Source organism: Yoonia litorea, assembly GCF_900114675.1.
GTDB classification, from domain to species: domain Bacteria; phylum Pseudomonadota; class Alphaproteobacteria; order Rhodobacterales; family Rhodobacteraceae; genus Yoonia; species Yoonia litorea.
The window spans coordinates 349,375-366,708 of record NZ_FOZM01000001.1 but is presented as its reverse complement, the minus strand read 5'-3'; the positions used below and the strand labels follow the sequence as shown (position 1 = coordinate 366,708).

The 17,334-nt window shown below is 57.8% G+C and carries 17 protein-coding genes and 1 tRNA gene; 11 read left to right on the top strand and 7 right to left on the bottom strand.

Annotation, left to right across the window (positions count from 1 at the left end):
• Window positions 1-47 precede the first annotated feature (47 nt).
• The 7 genes from BM316_RS01955 (at window position 48) to BM316_RS01925 (ending at window position 7,723) form a co-directional block, all read left to right on the top strand.
• Complete coding sequence (locus tag BM316_RS01955; protein ID WP_090203316.1) at window positions 48-1,949, top strand: beta-galactosidase; 1,902 nt, start codon at window positions 48-50, stop codon at window positions 1,947-1,949.
• Complete coding sequence (locus BM316_RS01950; RefSeq protein WP_090203312.1) at window positions 1,949-2,917, top strand: aldose epimerase family protein; 969 nt, start codon at window positions 1,949-1,951, stop codon at window positions 2,915-2,917. The genes BM316_RS01955 and BM316_RS01950 overlap by 1 nt, the downstream gene beginning before the upstream one ends.
• A gap of 178 nt (window positions 2,918-3,095) precedes the next feature.
• Window positions 3,096-4,490 carry a cytochrome ubiquinol oxidase subunit I gene (locus tag BM316_RS01945; protein WP_090203309.1) on the top strand — a complete coding sequence of 465 codons (1,395 nt, stop codon included), beginning with the start codon at window positions 3,096-3,098 and terminating at the stop codon, window positions 4,488-4,490.
• A 5-nt stretch (window positions 4,491-4,495) separates the two neighbouring features.
• On the top strand, window positions 4,496-5,506 hold the full coding sequence (locus tag BM316_RS01940; protein ID WP_090203307.1) for a cytochrome d ubiquinol oxidase subunit II: 1,011 nt from the start codon (window positions 4,496-4,498) through the stop codon (window positions 5,504-5,506).
• Window positions 5,507-5,588: 82 nt separating this feature from the next.
• Window positions 5,589-5,665, top strand: a tRNA-Met gene (locus BM316_RS01935).
• Window positions 5,666-5,710: 45 nt separating this feature from the next.
• Window positions 5,711-6,253, top strand: coding sequence for a GNAT family N-acetyltransferase (locus BM316_RS01930; protein WP_090203304.1), 543 nt, complete (start codon window positions 5,711-5,713; stop codon window positions 6,251-6,253).
• Between the two features lie 57 nt (window positions 6,254-6,310).
• A complete protein-coding gene (locus BM316_RS01925) occupies window positions 6,311-7,723 on the top strand; it encodes an FAD-binding oxidoreductase (protein ID WP_090203301.1) in 1,413 nt (470 codons plus the stop codon).
• A 142-nt stretch (window positions 7,724-7,865) separates the two neighbouring features.
• On the opposite strand, the gene BM316_RS01920 is transcribed toward BM316_RS01925, so the two are convergent.
• Both BM316_RS01920 and hemC read right to left on the bottom strand, forming a co-directional pair.
• Window positions 7,866-8,780, bottom strand: a complete 915-nt coding sequence (locus tag BM316_RS01920; RefSeq protein WP_165606524.1) for an alpha/beta hydrolase family protein — start codon at window positions 8,778-8,780, stop codon at window positions 7,866-7,868.
• A gap of 183 nt (window positions 8,781-8,963) precedes the next feature.
• Entirely contained in the window at window positions 8,964-9,899 is a 936-nt protein-coding gene (gene hemC, locus BM316_RS01915) for a hydroxymethylbilane synthase (RefSeq protein WP_090203297.1), read from the bottom strand.
• Window positions 9,900-9,994: 95 nt separating this feature from the next.
• On the opposite strand from hemC, the gene hemE reads away from it, so the two are divergent.
• Window positions 9,995-11,026, top strand: coding sequence for a uroporphyrinogen decarboxylase (gene hemE / locus BM316_RS01910; protein WP_090203294.1), 1,032 nt, complete (start codon window positions 9,995-9,997; stop codon window positions 11,024-11,026).
• 22 nt (window positions 11,027-11,048) lie between these two features.
• Window positions 11,049-11,420 carry a hypothetical protein gene (locus BM316_RS01905; RefSeq protein WP_131802533.1) on the top strand — a complete coding sequence of 124 codons (372 nt, stop codon included), beginning with the start codon at window positions 11,049-11,051 and terminating at the stop codon, window positions 11,418-11,420.
• Window position 11,421: 1 nt separating this feature from the next.
• Here the strand turns inward: BM316_RS01905 and hemF are convergent, their stop codons facing one another.
• A complete protein-coding gene (gene hemF / locus BM316_RS01900) occupies window positions 11,422-12,300 on the bottom strand; it encodes an oxygen-dependent coproporphyrinogen oxidase (RefSeq protein ID WP_090203290.1) in 879 nt (292 codons plus the stop codon).
• Window positions 12,301-12,399: 99 nt separating this feature from the next.
• Here hemF and BM316_RS01895 point away from each other — a divergent pair, with 99 nt between their 5' ends.
• Window positions 12,400-12,786 carry a hypothetical protein gene (locus BM316_RS01895; protein WP_090203288.1) on the top strand — a complete coding sequence of 129 codons (387 nt, stop codon included), beginning with the start codon at window positions 12,400-12,402 and terminating at the stop codon, window positions 12,784-12,786.
• Here BM316_RS01895 and BM316_RS01890 read toward each other — a convergent pair whose 3' ends face one another.
• The 3 genes from BM316_RS01890 to clpS are packed head-to-tail and all read right to left on the bottom strand — an operon-like array spanning window position 12,787 to window position 14,946.
• On the bottom strand, window positions 12,787-13,590 hold the full coding sequence (locus tag BM316_RS01890) for an SDR family NAD(P)-dependent oxidoreductase (RefSeq protein ID WP_090203285.1): 804 nt from the start codon (window positions 13,588-13,590) through the stop codon (window positions 12,787-12,789).
• A gap of 20 nt (window positions 13,591-13,610) precedes the next feature.
• On the bottom strand, window positions 13,611-14,579 hold the full coding sequence (locus BM316_RS01885) for a class I SAM-dependent methyltransferase (protein ID WP_090203282.1): 969 nt from the start codon (window positions 14,577-14,579) through the stop codon (window positions 13,611-13,613).
• A 25-nt stretch (window positions 14,580-14,604) separates the two neighbouring features.
• Entirely contained in the window at window positions 14,605-14,946 is a 342-nt protein-coding gene (gene clpS / locus BM316_RS01880; protein ID WP_090207369.1) for an ATP-dependent Clp protease adapter ClpS, read from the bottom strand.
• A gap of 387 nt (window positions 14,947-15,333) precedes the next feature.
• On the opposite strand from clpS, the gene BM316_RS01875 reads away from it, so the two are divergent.
• Window positions 15,334-16,695: a D-alanyl-D-alanine carboxypeptidase family protein gene (locus tag BM316_RS01875; protein WP_090203281.1), complete on the top strand. Its 1,362-nt coding sequence runs from the start codon at window positions 15,334-15,336 to the stop codon at window positions 16,693-16,695.
• Here the strand turns inward: BM316_RS01875 and BM316_RS01870 are convergent, their stop codons facing one another.
• The gene (locus tag BM316_RS01870) at window positions 16,696-17,331 is read right to left on the bottom strand and encodes a LysE family translocator (RefSeq protein WP_090203278.1); all 636 of its coding nucleotides are present in this window, start codon (window positions 17,329-17,331) and stop codon (window positions 16,696-16,698) included.
• Window positions 17,332-17,334: the final 3 nt, after the last annotated feature.

Sequence of the window (17,334 nt, the reverse complement as noted above, 5' to 3'; positions counted from 1 at the left end):
CCCGCTCTTTTCTTCATCTTGGTCAAAAAAACTCAAAAGGTCCCGCAATGAGACGCAGCTTAGGCGTTTGTTACTACCCCGAACACTGGCCAGAAGAACAATGGGTCCAAGACGCGACACGGATGGTGGAGACTGGTCTATCATGGGTGCGTATCGGCGAGTTTGGCTGGAGCCGGATGGAGCCAAAGCCCGGAATATTCACCTGGGACTGGCTGGATCGCGCGATTGATGTCCTGGGGTCTGCCGGCCTCAAGATTATCCTTGGCACGCCGACCGCCACACCGCCGCGTTGGATGCTCGACAAACATCCCGATATGCTCGCTGTTGATGCTGAAGGTCGACCCCGAAAGTTCGGCTCGCGCCGACACTATGATTTCAGCCATTTGCCTTATCGCGAGGAATGCCGCCGGATCGCGCGGTTGATGGGCGAAAGATACGGCAAAAACCCCCACATTGCCGCTTGGCAGATCGACAACGAATACGACTGCCATGATACCACTCTGAGCTACTCTGACGCTGCCCGGAAAGGATTTCAGCATTGGCTTGCGCAAAGATACCAAAGCACCGACGCACTGAACCGCGCGTGGGGAAATGTGTTTTGGTCGATGGAATACGACAGCTTCGACCAGATTGATTTGCCCAACCTCACGGTCACCGAACCCAACCATCCGCACCAATTGGCATTCCGGCGCTATTCGTCCGATCAAGTTGTCGCCTTCAACAAAGTGCAAGCCGATGAGTTACGCCGCCACACAGATGCGCCGTTGATCCACAATTATATGGGCAGGATCACCAGTTTTGATCATTGGAAGGTCGGTGCCGACCTCGATATCGCATCTTGGGATAGTTACCCGATCGGCTTTCTTTCGGATCGCCTTGAGGGATCATCAGAATTCAAACAAGCCTTTCTGCGGCAGGGCCATCCTGACATGCAGGCCTTTCACCATGATCTTTACCGTGCCGTCGGCAAGGGTCGCCTTTGGGTGATGGAGCAACAGCCTGGCCCGGTGAATTGGGCTCCTTACAACCCTGCCCCCTTACCCGGGATGGCGCGTCTTTGGGCATGGGAGGCCTTTGCCCATGGCGCTGAGACCGTCTGCTATTTCCGCTGGCGGCAGGCACCGTTCGCACAGGAACAGATGCACGCAGGGTTATTGCGGCCGGATAGTGCGGCGGCACCTGCACTGGCTGAGGCGCGACAAGTTGCGGATGAAATTGGAAACCTCCCCGAGGTCGGCACCGCAAAGTCCGGTGCCGCGCTGATCTTTGATTACGAAAGCGCATGGGCGTGGGATGCGCAGCCGCAAGGTGCCGACTTTGAGATGTTCCGATTGGCCTTCGCGGCCTATCGCGCTCTGCGGAGGGTGGGGCTGAACGTCGACATCCTCCCCCCGAACATCTCGGATTTGTCCGGCTATAAGCTCGTCCTTGCGCCGGGGATCATGCACCTGAGCGATGAGCTTCGCGCAGCGTTGGAGCGGTTTGATGGAATAGCGCTCATTGGCCCCCGGACAGACACCAAAACAGACGAGCTGAGTATCCCGACGCCGATGGGCCCGAACATACCGGGCTTGGATGTAACGGCTACCCTGACCGAGAGCCTTCCACCGGATGCTGCGATCCCGCTTTCAGAGGGCGGACAATTTCTGCACTGGTTCGAACATCTTGAAGGCGACGCTCAAACCCTGGAGTCCACCCATTCGGGGCAGCCAGCGGTTATGGGATCCCGGAAACTCCGCTATTTGGCAGGTTGGCCTGATGATCCGACATTCGAGAGGATGATCCGCGCAGCCGCTGAAGAAATCGGTCTTTCGACACATGAGTTGCCTCATGGTCTCCGCATTCGCGACACAGACACCCACAGATTTATCTTCAATTACGCACCTGAACCGCTGACCTGGAACGGGACACGCATCGCACCAGCGGGCGTCCATTGGGAGCCGCTTTGATGGAGATCTTTGGCCGAACCTCAAAGGGTGAGGACGTTCATCGCGTTATTCTCTCGGCCCACGGCCTGAAGGTCGGACTTCTGACCTGGGGCGCTGTCTTGCAGGATGTGCGGTTTGCTGGTTTGCCTTACAGCCTGACCTTAGGATCGGACAAATTGTCAGACTACGAAGGACCGATGCGCCATCACGGGTCACTGATCGGGCCTGTCGTCAACAGGATCAGCAATGCACGCGCCAGGCTTGATGGCATGGTCTATGAATTGGAGCGCAATCAGGATGCGCGCATCCATCTGCATTCTGGCGCGCAGGCTGCCCATCTGCAGGTCTGGGACATTGATGACGTGTCGGACGAAAGCTTGCAGCTTTCGCTTGCGCTGCCCGATGGGATGTGTGGGTTGCCAGGAAATCGACACGTGACGGTTCGCTATACTGTGCTTGCGCCATCGACACTTGAGATGAAAGCCGAGGCCACGACGGACGCGACAACTTTGATGAATTTCGCCAATCACAGCTATTGGAACCTTGATGGCACCGCCGACTATGGCGGACATCGGTTGTGGATTGATGCCGATCATTATCTGCCAGCCAACGCGGACGATTACCCCACTGGCGAGATTGCCGATGTGGCCGGCACCCAGATGGATTTCAGGGTTGAACGTGAAATTGCGCCCAGAGCACCCGCGTTTGACAACAATTTCTGTCTTTCAACCACTGACAGGCCGCTGCGCGAGGTTCTTCGGCTCACTGGAAGAACCGGGGCAAGCATGGCCGTCGCAACGACCAGCCCCGGCATCCAGATCTACGACGCCAAGAATGCCGCGCGACCGGAAAGGTCAAATTACGAAGGGCTTGCCATTGAGGCGCAGCGTTGGCCTGATGCCCCGAATAATCCCGCATTTCCTTCGATAAAGTTCGCAAAAGATCAAACGTTTATGCAAACTACCCAGTGGCGTTTCACGAAGCAGTGACTTTGGTGCACAGATAACAGGCGAAGGGTATAACCCTTTGGAAATTCTACATTTTATATAGCTTCCGCCGAACGGATTGTCGCACCGCGCCTTGCTGTCGCATGGGGATGAAACCCTGCCGCTTCGCCCTATCTGTCTTTCAAGAAAATAGAACAGTACAGAAAGCCGAAGGCACCTCATGGAATTTGATACATTCCTGCTCTCCCGCATTCAGTTTGCGGCAAACATTTCGTTTCATATTCTCTTCCCGACGATCACGATCGCATTGGGCTGGGTCCTGTTGTTTTTCAAATTACGCTACAACAGCACCGGCGATATGCGCTGGATGGAAGCATACCGTTTCTGGGTGAAAATCTTCGCCCTTTCGTTCGCCATGGGCGTTGTGTCAGGGATCACGATGTCGTTCCAGTTTGGCACGAACTGGCCGGGCTTTATGGAAAAGGTCGGCAATATCGCAGGACCGCTGCTGGCATATGAAATTATGACAGCGTTCTTCCTTGAAGCGGTTTTCCTCGGGATCATGCTGTTTGGCTTCAGCCGTGTTCCAAACTGGCTGCATACGCTTGCGACCTTCTTGGTCGCCTTTGGCACCATGATGTCAGCCTTCTGGATCATCGTTTTGAATTCCTGGATGCATACGCCGCAGGGGTTCGAGATGATTGATGGCGTGGCGCATGCGACCGACTGGTCTGCGATTATCTTCAACCCCTCGATGCCCTACCGCTTCGTGCATATGGTCTTGGCAAGCTTCCTGACCGTCAGCTTCCTGATTGCCGGTGTCAGTGCGTTCCGTTGGTTGATCGGTGGTCGCACCGAAGGTGTTCGCGTCGCTATGAAGACTGCGATCTTCGGTGCTGCAATGTTGATCCCGCTGCAGATCCTTGTTGGCGACTTGCACGGCTTGAACACCAAAGAGTACCAGCCTGCAAAAGTCGCGGCCATGGAAGGCAACTGGGAGACCGACACCGGCGTGCCGCTGATCCTGTTTGCAATCCCTGATGAAGAGGCGCGCGAAAACAATTTTGAGATCGGCATCCCCAAACTTGCGTCTTTCATTCTGACGCACGACTGGAACGGCGAAGTGCAGGGTCTGAACGACTTTGTCACTGAAGATGGTGAAGTCCTGCATCCACGCGTCGCACCGGTGTTCTGGTCGTTCCGCATTATGGTCGGAACAGGGCTACTGATGTTGCTGGTCAGCTGGGCAGCTGCGACGATGATGATCCGTAAGAAGCGCGGGATCGAAGGACTGCCAAAGCCGATGCTTTACGCTCTTGTCGGCATGAGCTTCAGTGGCTGGTTGGCCACGCTGGCAGGCTGGTACACGACCGAGATCGGGCGCCAGCCGTGGTTGGTGCAAGGAGTCATGACAACCAAGGAAGCAGTCGCTGATGTTCCTGCGCCGATGGTGCTGTCGACCCTGATCGCCTACTTGGCTGTCTATGCGGCTCTTCTGGCGGCCTACATCTTCGTCATCTTCTATCTGGCGCGGAAAGCCGCGAAAGGCGAAAGCATCGACGGTCGTATTCCTCCAGCCCCTAAAGCGGCACCCAAAGCCGTTCCAGCGGAGTAACGATAATGTATTACTTTGGTGACCCTGCGATCTGGCTGCCCTTCGTCTTTGCCGGGTTAATGGGTGTCTCGATCCTTATCTACGTCGTTCTGGACGGGTTTGACCTGGGCGTCGGGGTTCTGTTCCCTCTCGCCGGAGAGGATGAAAAAGACAGGATGATCGCCTCAATCGGCCCGTTCTGGGACGCCAACGAAACGTGGTTGGTCTTGGCAGTGGGGCTCTTGCTGGTCGCCTTTCCCTCGGCACATGGCGCAATCCTGACCGCGCTGTATCTGCCGGTGGCCATCATGCTGATTGGCCTTATTCTGCGCGGGGTTGCCTTCGAGTTCCGCGCAAAGGCTCCAACGCCGCATAAACGACTTTGGAACAACGCCTTCTTCGTCGGGTCGCTGATGACGTCGCTTAGCCAAGGTTTCATGCTCGGCATGTATGTCATGGGGCTGGAGTGGACATGGATCAACGTCGGATTTGCATTGCTGACAGCAGTGTTCCTCACGGTTGGCTATAGCTTCATCGGTGCGACTTGGGTGATCCATAAAACGGCTGGCGCATTGCAGATCAAAGCCGTTGAGTGGGCCAAGGGCGGCATCTGGGGGCTTGTGTTGGGTATCGGTGCGATTTCGCTGGCGACACCTTTCGTGAGCGCGCGGATTTTTGACAAATGGTTCAGTTGGCCCGAAGCGCTTTACCTGTCACCTTTGCCAATCCTCTCCGCAGCCCTCGTCTACGCGCTCTGGGCGATGTTGCGGAAGATGCCTTTCGCCGAGGACCGCTTCTCCTGGTTGCCTTTTGCGGCTGCGACCGCGCTTTGGGTCATGGCATTCGGAGGCATGGCCTACAGCTTCTATCCGTTTGTGGTTCCCGATCAGATCACGATTTACGAGGCAGCAAGCGCGCCTGAAAGCCTGTTTATCATCCTCATCGGCACCTGCATCGTCTTGCCGACGATCATGGGGTACACGGTATTGTCCTACTTCGTCTTCAGGGGAAAGGCGTCCGAGCTGCGGTACGACTGAGTGGATACGAATTTCGATCACGCAGCGGTCAGAATCGGTTTGACACCCAGAGCGGCATTTCGTAATCGGTCGCTCGTGGTTCGGCGCGGTAGCTCAGTTGGTTAGAGCGAACGACTCATAATCGTTAGGTCGGGAGTTCAAATCTCCCCCACGCCACCACCACCACTCTTCCCTATGCAACGACAGCATGACAGATTAGTCTGCATGTCCGAGCTTTCCCCAAACACGACCATCACAACGAAGCGCCTGCGGCTTGAACCGTTTGCACCGGATCACGCGACTGCTTTGAACGCGATTAACAATGAGCCGGAAGTGATGGAGTTCCTGTCAAGCGGAGACCCGCAATCCCTTGACGAAACGCGGGCGGGCATCGCACGAGTGCAAGAGCGGTGGGCGAGGCTTGGCTATGGCTGGTGGTCGATCTTTTTGCGCAAAACCGACACCATTATCGGCGCCGCCTGCGTCCAAAATGTAAGTCTCATCGAAGGCGCCGAACTGGAGATCGGCTGGCGGCTCGCGACCGCAGCAACCGGAAAAGGATATGCGACCGAGGCAGGGCTTGCCGCGGCGCGGTATGCCTTTGATGTGGTCGGTGTTGATCATGTCATCGCGGTTGCAGACCAGCGCAACATCAACTCTCACAGGGTCATGAAACGCATCGGGATGCAGTTTCGCAGCATCGAAAGGCATTATGATGAGGACTGCACAACCTATGTGCTGCACAAGGCCGATCTGACCCGATCATGAGCTTCCGCCCGCGCGCGTTAGGCGCTAGCGTTAACCACGATACGTGAGGGGGAAGCCATGACTGTTCTCGACCAAATTGCGAAGGAGATTGGCGCAGACCGTGTTCTGACCGGACCGGACGCCGCCCCCTATGGCAAGGACTGGACAGGGGGCTATACGTCCACTCCGCTTGCGGTCGTGAAGCCCGCGAACACGGGCGAAGTCTCGGCTGTGCTAAAGATTGCCAATGCAACGAAAACCCCTGTTGTGCCAGCATCAGGCCGTACGGGACTCACAGGCGCAACCAAGGCGGATGGGGCGATCATGTTGTCGGTCGAACGCCTCAACAAAATCACCGAAATCAACCCCGAGGCCCGCACGGCAACTGTCGGTGCAGGTGTGATCCTGTCGGACCTGCACGATGCGGCGTCCGAACATGGCCTGATCTTTCCGCTCACGCTTGGTGCCAAGGGATCGGCCATGATCGGCGGGCTGCTGTCCACCAACGCAGGCGGGATCAATGTGGTGCGTTATGGCAGTACGCGTGGGCTGTGCCTCGGGCTGGAGGTCGTGCTGGCAGACGGGCGGGTGATGAACCTGATGTCGGCGTTGCACAAGGACAACTCTGGCCTTGATCTGCGCAACCTGATGATCGGGGCCGAGGGCACGCTGGGCATCATCACTGCAGCGGTGCTGAAGCTGAAACCCAAACCCCGCGCCTATGCGACCGCGATGGTGGCCGTTGCCAGCCTCGCCGATGCGCTGTCGCTCCTGCACAAGCTGCAAGACGAAACCGGCGGCGGGGTTGAAGCGTTCGAATACATGCCGCGCAGCTATATTGACAAACACCGCGAGCTCTTCCCCGATGCCGCCGCCCCCTTTGACCAAAGCTATGACGTCAACATCATGGTCGAGGTTGCCGCCACCCTTGCCCGCGACGCGGTGCCAAATGACGACGGCAGCCTGCCGGTGACCGCGCTACTGGAAGACACGCTGGGGGCCATGCTGGAGGACGGCACCGTGCTGGACACAGTGATCGCGCAGAACGAAACCCAACGGCGCGAGATGTGGAAACGGCGCGAGGACGCGGGAGAGGTCGCCTTTTTCGGCGGGGTCTTCGTGAATACCGACGTCTGCCTGCCGCTGGACAAGATCGCCGAATTCGAACGGCGGCTGACGCCGCGCATCAAGGCCATCGACGCGGGCGCGTCCGAGGTGATCGTGGCGCACTTGGGCGACGGAAACATCCACCACACCAGCTACATCAGCCGCAATGATCCGGCGGTGATTGATGCGCTGACCGAAGCGGTCGAGGACGTGGTGCAGGAACTCGGCGGGTCGTTCAGCGCCGAACACGGGATCGGGGTATCCAAGCTAGAGACCATGCGCAGGCGCAAAGACCCCGTGGCGCTGGAGGCGATGCGGGCGGTGAAACGGGCGCTCGACCCGCATAATATTCTGAACCCGGGGAAGGTGATTCCGGGGGTCTAGAAAGGAGATTGGAATGGCGGCTCTGCGGACGAAGCCGTCGTTCGATTCCAATAATCGAACGCCCGGTATCTGCGACAACCGGCCTTTTTTTGATGGGATGCCGCGTCACCAGTTCCTGATCACGTGCTCGCCAGTGCCGAGGTCATTGGGATGTCGCGCTCGACACGAAAGCAATCAGATCGTCGAGATAGGATTGCTGAACGCGTCCTGTGTCGGGATCAGTCAGGCCATGCCCGCCGTCCGGATAGATCCTCAGCGTGATATCGTAGGGAAGGGCTTCAAAACGCTGGACGCTTTCGTCTACCGGGACACTGCGATCGCCCTCGCCAAACGCTGCGAACACGGGAGCATAAACCTTGGCCCAATACATCATCGGGTCGAACCCAGCCAGAGCGCGCCATGTGTCGCGCTGCTTGATGCCTCGCACTGTGATCGGTGCCACCAACTTGGCGACGAAACGATAGGTTCCAATCTCTTCGATGTTGTTGATCTCTTCGAAAAGCAATTGTTCATCAGTTGTGACACCCGCGCCAGACATGCTGACGACAAACGAGACGTCCGGATTGTTCGACGCAGCAACAGGAGCGATCCATCCCCCCTGACTCATTCCTAGCAAGCCAATTCGTTGTGGATCAATTGCCGGAACCTGCGTTGCATATCGGAACGCAGCCTCTGTATCGGTTGCAAGCTCTTCAAGGCTCGTGTCGCGCCAGTCTCCACCGGATTGTTCGGACCCGCGCTTGTCAGGCAGTAAGATCGCTATTCCCTTGGATTGAAGCTCCTGAGCGATTATCAGATACCAGGTGTGGTCGCGACGACTTGGTCCCGATCCGCGAATGAGGACCGCCGCCGGAAATGGCCCTTCGCCGTCGGGAAGAAACATCATCCCGCCAAGGCGGAGATCACCGTTGAGAAAACTGACTTCGGCGTATTCCAGCTGATCAAGTGTCGGGCCGGCCAAGGGATGACGCGAGAAATCCTTGAATGCGCGAGGGGCCATGAGAAGCAGTACCAGGCCCACCGAAATCGCGAGGAAAACGAGTAACGCGCGACGCATTTCCAGGCTCCCTGTACTAGCCGTGCCGCAACGCGGCGCCATTCCTATCCAGTTTAAGTTTGGCTGGTTTGTGTCGCGACATCAATACGCGAGGCCCGCTCTCTGAATCCTGAACCCATTCACGCGCCGGGCGGGCGCGGGACAGGATGGGCTCAAACCCGCCGTTCGCTGATCGGTGTGTCTCTAAAAGAACCCCGGCCCCGCCTGTGCCAGCAGCTTCTCCGCCATAACGCGCCCCATCTCGGCCCCGTCCTCGATGGCTCCGGTCACATCATCGCTGTAAACCGCTGTCCCGTCGGTCCGCAGGATCTCTCCCCGCAGCCGCAGCGACCCGCCGTCGAGTTCCGCCAGCCCGCCGATGGGCGTCTCGCAGGACCCGTCCAGATGCGCGAGGAAGCTGCGTTCGGCCGCGAGCCTCTGCCCTGTGGGGCCGTCATGGATCGCGGCCAGCATCTCGGCCGCGCGCATATCATCGCCGCGCCGTTCGATCCCGATGGCCCCTTGCGCCACCGCTGGCAGCATCTCGTCAGGGTCAATCGCCGTGCGCGGCACATCGGTCATGTTCAACCGGTTCAGCCCCGCCATGGCAAGAAACGTCGCCTCGGCCACGCCTTCGTTCAGCTTGCGCAGGCGGGTCTGCACGTTGCCGCGGAACTCCACCACGTTCAGATCAGGCCGCTGTGCCAGCAGTTGCGACCGCCGCCGCAGGGATGAGGTGCCGACCGTCGCACCCTCGGCCAGATCGCTTAGCCCCTTGGCGGTGAGCGAGACAAAGGCATCCCGCACGTCCTCGCGCGGCAGATAGGTGTCGAGCAGCAACCCGCCGGGCTGTTCCACCGGCATGTCCTTCATCGAATGCACCGCGATGTCGATAGAGCCATCGAGCAGCGCCTCTTCAATCTCGCGGGTGAACAGGCCCTTGCCGCCGATTTCCTTCAGCGGGCGGTCCTGAATGGCGTCGCCCGTCACCTTGATGATGCAGATCGCAAAGGCATCCTCTGGCAGGTCATACGCGGCCATCAGCCGCGCGCGCGTCTCATGTGCTTGCGCCAAGGCCAGCGGAGAACCACGGGTGCCGATGTTGAATGGTGATGCGGGGGTGGGTCGTGCAAATGTCATGTTAGGAGTGTTAGACCTGTCAATCTAGCCTGACAACTCCCCTTGACTTCATCTTCGCCAATTGGGACCACAGATGCAGTGAAAAAGGACAGACTATGGCGCAAAAAACGATTCTGAGGGCCCTTGCCGGCGAAACACTTCCAACTCCGCCGATCTGGATGATGCGCCAAGCCGGACGATACCTGCCAGAATATCGCGCCACCCGCGCTGAAGCCGGTGATTTCCTGTCGCTTTGCTATAATCCGGAACTCGCTGCTGAGGTCACGTTGCAACCAATCCGTCGCTACGGTTTTGATGCCGCAATCCTCTTTGCCGATATCCTGCTTTTGCCGCAGGCGATGGGGGCAGATTTGTGGTTTGTCACCGGGGAAGGCCCGCGCCTTTCAACCATTACGACCGCAGATGAACTGGCCAAGTTGAAGCCGCTGGAAGAGATCCACGAGACCCTCAACCCCGTCTATGAAACGGTGAAAATCCTGTCCCGCGAATTGCCTGATGAGACGACGCTGATCGGATTTGCAGGCGCACCGTGGACCGTGGCCACCTACATGATCGCCGGACGCGGCACACCGGATCAGGGCCCGGCCCATGCGCTTAAGGCCGAGAACCGTCCTGTCTTTGAAGGCATCATCAACCAGCTGACAGAGGGCACAATCCTCTATCTCTCCAAACAGATCGAAGCGGGTGCCGAGGTGGTCAAAATCTTTGACAGTTGGGCAGGCTCGCTTGAAGGCGACGATTTCACCGAATTCTCGATCAAGCCGATGCAACGCATCACAGCGGCAATCAAGGAAATGCATCCAGGCATCCCGGTCATCGCATTCCCACGCGGGGCCGGTACGAAGTATGCTGGCGTACATGCCGCGACCGGTGCTGACTGCGTCGCCGTCGACGATGGTGTCGATGCAGCGTGGGTTGCGGAACATGTGCAGAAAGACGGCTGTGTGCAGGGCAACCTCAAATCTTCGCATATGGTGACAGGTGGTCAAGCACTGGTCGATGAAACACGCCGTATCTGCAAGGCACTCTCTGGTGGGCCACATATCTTCAATCTTGGCCACGGGATTACGCCCGATGCCGATCCGGAAAATGTGCAATTGATGATTGATACCGTCCGCGGCGGATAGACCGCACTGGAGGCGGCATTTTATGCAACTGCCCCTCACGGTGCGCCTTATGTTTCACGGTCTGCGCGCGGCAATTATCGGTGCGCTGATCCTGATGGCGGGGTGGATTGCGTTTATCCCTGCAAACAGTGCCGAAGCCGCTGCGCTCGACGCTGCTGCCGGTGATGGTTTCCCTGAGGGATTACGGGCAATGCGGGCCGCGCGGATAATTCTCGCGATTGCGCCCGACACCGCATACGAACTTGCGGCCCGCAGTATCGGCCCTGAGGTTTCCGGTTGGATGGTCAGACTCATACTCACGCAAGTCGCGGCAGGAAATGTGCCGCAATTGCACGAGCAACAACGTTCATCCAACCGCGAGATCGCCGGACCCCGATTTATTCAGGTCGACTAGGTTACACCCATTTCGCGAGTGGCGGCAGGCTCATCAATACCGCGTTGGCGTCGTGCCCTGTGGCCAATCCAAACTTGGTCCCGCGATCATAGACAAGATTGTATTCCGCGTAGAGCCCGCGGTGAATGAGTTGGACGTCCTTGTCCGCCGCGTCCCACGGGGCTTCCTTTCGTTTTTCAACGAGCGGGACATAAGCTGGCAAGAAGGCCTTGCCGATGTCCTGGGTGAGCTGAAAATCCGCCTCCCAATCGCCCGTACAGTAATCATCCATAAAGATGCCCCCAACACCGCGCGCGCGCCCGCGATGTGGGACGTAGAAGTATTCGTCGGCCCATGCCTTCAGGCGCGGATAATGCGCTTCGCCATGAGGATCGAGATGCGCCTTCTGCGTGGCGTGGAAATGGGCCGTGTCCTCATCATACTCAATGCATGGGTTCAAGTCCGATCCGCCACCGAACCACCACGCGTGCGGGGTCCAGAACATGCGCGTGTTCATATGAACAGCGGGGGCATGAGGGTTCTGCATATGCGCGACCAGCGAAATACCTGACGCCCAGAACCGTGGATCGCTGTCCATGCCAGGCACGCCGCGGGCAGCCATCGCCTTTTGCGCAGCCTCGCCCAACTGGCCATAGACAGTTGAGACATTCACACCCACCTTCTCAAAGACCCGGCCGCCTCGCATCACCGACATCAGGCCACCGCCGGCATCCGATCCGTCGTCTGAATGGCGTTTGGTTTCGGTCACTTCAAATCGGCCAGCCTCACCGCCGCCGGTGTGGCTGTCTTCAAGCCCCTCAAATGCTGCAACAATTTCATCGCGGAGCGTGCGGAACCACGCTGATGCTTTACTCTTTTCCGCTTCGAAGTCGTCTGACATTGGCCGTTCCTAGTCGCTGTTATTGGATAGCAAATCCTTTGCTCGTAGAGCACCATAACGATCGACCTAAGATGATCCAGAACAAAACCGGAGAATTAGATGCGCCCTGCCATCATCATTTTGCCGCTGGCTTTCCTGGCGGCATGCGCGACACCGCGCGAGCAATGTATCAACCAAGTCACACGCGACAGCCGCGTCCTGTCGGCACTCATTGCGGAGACTGAAGGAAACCTCGCAAGAGGCTACGCGCTTGAAACGCGCCAAGAGGTACGGACGGTGTCAGACACTTGCCGTGGCCGTAATCCTGACGGCACAGTTTTTCTGTTTAGCTGTGAAGAAACCGAAACGGTCAACCGAACAGTCCCAGTCGCAATTGACCTGAATGCCGAGCAGGCCAAGCTCACATCGCTGCGTGAACGGCTCGCCACAGAACGCCGTGCGGCCGACGCAGCGGTCGCACAGTGCATCGCCGCAAACCCTGAGTGATCAGTGTGCTGCAACGGCGGCGGGGTCAATCAAGGTACGCCCGCCGTCGACTGTAATAATTTGTCCAGTGACAAATGCCGAGGCATCCGATGCCAAATACTGCACAGCGTCGGAAACCTCGCCGGGGCTTGCGATGCGATGTAGAGGCGTGTTGTCCACAATGGCCTCACGCACGTCATCCTGATCCTTCAAAGAACCCTTAAGGCTGGCACTCATCACGCTTCCGAAGGCAACCGCGTTGACGCGGATGCCGTTCGGGGCGAGAGCAACAGCCAGCGAACGCGTCATCTGATCAAGCGCTGCTGTGCTCATTGAATAGGCCAGCAAGTCAGGATGCGTTCGGCGGGCCGCGATCGAACTGATATTCACGATGGAACCGATATTCGCCTCGTCTTCGCCGTCGGCTTGTTTGATCATCCGGCGCGCGACGGCCTGACTGACGCGCAGGGCCGTCAGCGTGTTTTGCTGCAGCAACTCGTCCACAGAAGTGTCATCGGGATCAAGTGGGTCAGTCTCCATCACCTGTCGTGATGCATTGACCAGAATATCGACACGCTCGAACGCATCTACGGTCGCCGAAAGCAGATTTGCAATTGTCAGCCTTTTACGCAGATCGCCGGAGAAAATTCTGACATTTTCTTCTTTGTCGGCCTGATCGCCCATTTCGTGGCATAGCCTTTTTTCATCCATATCGGCAAAGACAACATTTGCGCCCATTTCGATGAAATGGCGGCCGATGGCCAAACCCACACCATTGGCGGCACCGGTCACAATGGCAGTCTTGCCTGCAATCGAAAATGACATGGATTTATCCTTTTGCTGACCTAGCGCTTCGGTTTTGTCGCGTGGAAAAGTTTGAATGCACTATTTCCACCGATGATGTCCACATTGCGGAAAAGTTCTGAAAGCGTTGCCTCATACGGCAGGTGTCGATTTGCCACCATCCACAATTTGCCTTGCGGCGCCAACAACCGCGCTGCCGCGGCAATGAATGCACGCCCCAAGGCAGGGTCTGCCTGTCGCCCGGTGTGGAATGGCGGGTTCATCACGATACCATCGTAGGCAGGCGCTTCGAAGCTTTTCGCGTCATTCCAATGGAAACTTGCGCGCATGTCAGTCACGTTCTGCCGTGCGCAATCCAGCGAGAGAGCTTCGGCCTCAATCAGGTCCAGCGCCGCCACGCTGGCGCGCTTCAGAACGTGATGTGAAAGATACCCCCAACCAGCACCCAGATCCGCCATGCGCGCTGGAAGCTTTTCTGGCAGCGCATCAACGAGCAAGGCGGACCCGGGATCAACTGTGCCGTCGGAGAATACCCCTGCCGTCGTTACGAAACCATAAGGACCAACCGCAGGAGGCGGAGCTGTCCAGTCTTCGAACTCATCGGATGTCGGAAACCAAAAGATGCGGCCATGCGCCTTGGTGATCGAAAGAAGATTTCCGAGGCGCTGCCGGCAGGCCTTGAACAAGCTATCGACACCGTCCGTCTTCTGGCCGTCAACGACGACCAAATCCGCGTTGCGGCAGGCCTCCGCCACCAGCGCGCGGCCAAGCGTCTTTGATCGCGGCGGGATGACGACCGCAACCGCACAGCCCTCGACGTTTCGCGATACCGGAAAACCCGCCGCCTGCCATGCCGTTGCATCGGGGTAGAACCCGTGCACAACGCGCACGGACTCACGCTGAAGCGAAGAAACATCATAGGTGGCTGGAGGGCGGATCAAGGTAACGTCGCCGGTCGGAAGCCGCAGTGATCCGTCGGCAAGGGCTGTGCTCAGGCGGGAGGTCGACATCAGACACCGGAATAGCGGTCGCGCGCTATTCTTTCTCCATCGTGCATTGCAGCGGGTGCTGATGACGTTGCGCGAAATCCATGACGAGCGCGACCTTGGTTTCAGCGATCTCGTGGCTGAACACACCAACGACCGCCACACCTTTTTTGTGCACGGTCAGCATCAGTTCAAAGGCTTGTGCGTGCGTCAAACCAAAGAAGCGTTCAAGCACATGCACGACGAATTCCATCGGTGTGAAATCGTCGTTGAGGATCAGCACCTTGTACATCGGCGGACGCTTCGTCTTTGGCTTGGTCTCAAGTGCGACACCGACATCACTGTCGTCGTCACCCTTCCGATTAGCCATCATGTAGAAATCAGATTGCATCCAAACGCCCCTGTTTGCTGGCGTAATATATAAGCCACAGATCAGACATGAAAACCCCACCAAATCAGAAAGGGAAATGCTGATCACCACCGACATAATCGCCGATATGGTATATTGCCCAAACTTCAGCACAAAATGTAGAACATGCATCCAGAAACGAGGATCAAAGCCTTAGAAAATAAGGTGTTTTCTGATTTCAGACCCTGTGTTAGCGTTGTGTCATAACAAAAGATCGACGGGCAAACCCGGGATCACCGAGGCAGAAAAAGAGGCAACGACGTGGCAGGTCGTCTGGGATATTGGGCCCGTAATGGGCTATTTCTATGCGTGGTTTTGTGTCTGGTTCTTATTGGCCCGGCACGGTCATTCGCTGCACCGTATGCAGCGATGGTGATGGATGCCCGAACCGGCGAGGTTCTTCATTCGCGCAACGCCGACACCCGCCTTCACCCAGCATCATTGACCAAGATGATGACGCTATACATCGCTTTCCAAGCAGTCGAGCGTGGTGAAATTACGCTCGATACGCCTGTCAGAATTAGCCGGAACGCCGCTGCTGAGCCTCCTTCAAAGCTAGGTTTGCGCGCCGGGCAATCTATCCGCCTGCGCTTCCTTCTCCGCGCGGCTGCGGTAAAATCCGCAAATGACGCGTCCACCGCTATCGCTGAGGCGATCTCAGGATCAGAAGAGGCCTTCGCGACACGAATGAACCGCACTGCCCGGGCCATGGGTATGACGAATACGACATTCCGCAACGCGCATGGCCTGACCCAATCGGGCCATATGTCGACCGCGCGTGACATGACGCTTCTTGGTCGCCACGTGATTTATGACTTTCCGCAGTACTATAACCTTTTCTCACGCCGATCCGCTGATGCAGGCATCGCTACGGTCCGTCACACCAACCGGCGTTGGCTGGACAGTTATCGCGGCGGCGACGGCATTAAGACGGGCTATACCCGCGCCGCGGGTTTCAATCTTGTCGCATCCGCACAACGTGGACAGGAGCGCGTGATTGCAACTGTCTTTGGTGGTTCGTCGACCGCTGCCAGAAACGCCCGTATCACCGAGTTGATGAACATGGGGTTCCAGCGGGCTCCAACCAACGCAAGCCTCCGCAGGCCGACGCCACCTGGCGCGATGATTGGCAACGGCGGACGGACCATCCGACCAAACGGGCTGGTATCGACGAGCATGCGCCCCATCGCCCGACCGCAGCCAGAAGCCCCAACCGCTGACATTCTGTTATCATCGGTCGAAACTGACGTGATTGATGCGCTCGTGGCCGAAACTGTCACAGCGGCGGTCGCTGCAGCCATCGTCGCACCACTGGAAGAACCGGGAAACGGTTTGCTGGCGACGGGTGAGCCAGCGGTTAAGCCAATCGCAAGACCATCCCCGACCGCCTCGCCTGCGCCAGAGACTGTTGTGCTGGCAGCTGTGCCGCAGCCGGCAGATGTGCTTGACCCGGCCCCGGCAGAGGTCGTCACGCGTATCTCGACGTCAGGAGGCCGGCATTGGGGCATTAATGTCGGACGATACAATTCCCGCTTTCAGGCAGAACGTGTGTTACTGCAAGTCGCGCTCAACGAAATGAGTTCACTGGATGGTGCGTTGCGCAGGGTTGTTCAGCGCAGCGGCGGGTTTGATGCCAACTTTATGGGGCTGACCCGTGAAGGTGCTGACCTTGCTTGCCGGCGTCTTCAAGCGCGCGGGACGCAGTGTTTCATGATTGGGTCTGACGGATGATCAGCGCGACAGCGCTGATCTAATCAAACCCAGCCCTCCCCCGGCGAAAAAAAGCGCGACGGTTCCCTCAATCACGGCCCGCAATCTGGCATAGGCGGCCATAAAGCCCGAGATTGAAAACGCGTAGGCGTGCCCGACGTAATTGGCAAATCCAATTGCCATGCACAGCAGTGTCGCAATGGCGATCATCTGCCACTCAGCGCCCTGCCCCAATCCCATCGAGAGCGCCGCCATCCAAGCGACGACAGCTTTCGGATTTGAGAGGTTCAGTAACAGGCCACGCAAAAACCAGCGCTGACCTTTGATGGCGGTCTTCGCGATCGTATTTCCCGAGCGTGCGGATTTCAAAGACTTCCATGCCAACCACAGAAGGTAACACCCGCCAAAGAGTTTCAGCCCCGTCAAAAAGACTGCCGATCCCTGAAGGATCGCCCCAAGACCCGTCGCAGCGATGAGACCCCAAAATGCGAGGCCGACACCTAGTCCAAGGCCAAACCGCATAGCGGAGGCACGACCATTGCTCATCGCAATCGTCGCAATCGTCGCAATCGTCGCAACTGCGATGTTCGCCGGGCCCGGCGAAACTGCAACGACAAGAAAAGCGAGGAGAAGCGGCAGCAAAGAAAGGATATCCATGCC

Bases quoted from the DNA above. Each gene is read 5' to 3' on its own strand.
- BM316_RS01955 (WP_090203316.1), top strand. From the start codon at position 48: ATGAGACGCAGCTTAGGCGTTTGTTACTACCCCGAACACTGGCCAGAA.
- BM316_RS01950 (WP_090203312.1), top strand. From the start codon at position 1,949: ATGGAGATCTTTGGCCGAACCTCAAAGGGTGAGGACGTTCATCGCGTT.
- BM316_RS01945 (WP_090203309.1), top strand. From the start codon at position 3,096: ATGGAATTTGATACATTCCTGCTCTCCCGCATTCAGTTTGCGGCAAAC.
- BM316_RS01940 (WP_090203307.1), top strand. From the start codon at position 4,496: ATGTATTACTTTGGTGACCCTGCGATCTGGCTGCCCTTCGTCTTTGCC.
- BM316_RS01930 (WP_090203304.1), top strand. From the start codon at position 5,711: ATGTCCGAGCTTTCCCCAAACACGACCATCACAACGAAGCGCCTGCGG.
- BM316_RS01925 (WP_090203301.1), top strand. From the start codon at position 6,311: ATGACTGTTCTCGACCAAATTGCGAAGGAGATTGGCGCAGACCGTGTT.
- BM316_RS01920 (WP_165606524.1), bottom strand. From the start codon at position 8,780: ATGCGTCGCGCGTTACTCGTTTTCCTCGCGATTTCGGTGGGCCTGGTA.
- hemC (WP_090203297.1), bottom strand. From the start codon at position 9,899: ATGACATTTGCACGACCCACCCCCGCATCACCATTCAACATCGGCACC.
- hemE (WP_090203294.1), top strand. From the start codon at position 9,995: ATGGCGCAAAAAACGATTCTGAGGGCCCTTGCCGGCGAAACACTTCCA.
- BM316_RS01905 (WP_131802533.1), top strand. From the start codon at position 11,049: ATGCAACTGCCCCTCACGGTGCGCCTTATGTTTCACGGTCTGCGCGCG.
- hemF (WP_090203290.1), bottom strand. From the start codon at position 12,300: ATGTCAGACGACTTCGAAGCGGAAAAGAGTAAAGCATCAGCGTGGTTC.
- BM316_RS01895 (WP_090203288.1), top strand. From the start codon at position 12,400: ATGCGCCCTGCCATCATCATTTTGCCGCTGGCTTTCCTGGCGGCATGC.
- BM316_RS01890 (WP_090203285.1), bottom strand. From the start codon at position 13,590: ATGTCATTTTCGATTGCAGGCAAGACTGCCATTGTGACCGGTGCCGCC.
- BM316_RS01885 (WP_090203282.1), bottom strand. From the start codon at position 14,579: ATGTCGACCTCCCGCCTGAGCACAGCCCTTGCCGACGGATCACTGCGG.
- clpS (WP_090207369.1), bottom strand. From the start codon at position 14,946: ATGCAATCTGATTTCTACATGATGGCTAATCGGAAGGGTGACGACGAC.
- BM316_RS01875 (WP_090203281.1), top strand. From the start codon at position 15,334: ATGGTGATGGATGCCCGAACCGGCGAGGTTCTTCATTCGCGCAACGCC.
- BM316_RS01870 (WP_090203278.1), bottom strand. From the start codon at position 17,331: ATGGATATCCTTTCTTTGCTGCCGCTTCTCCTCGCTTTTCTTGTCGTT.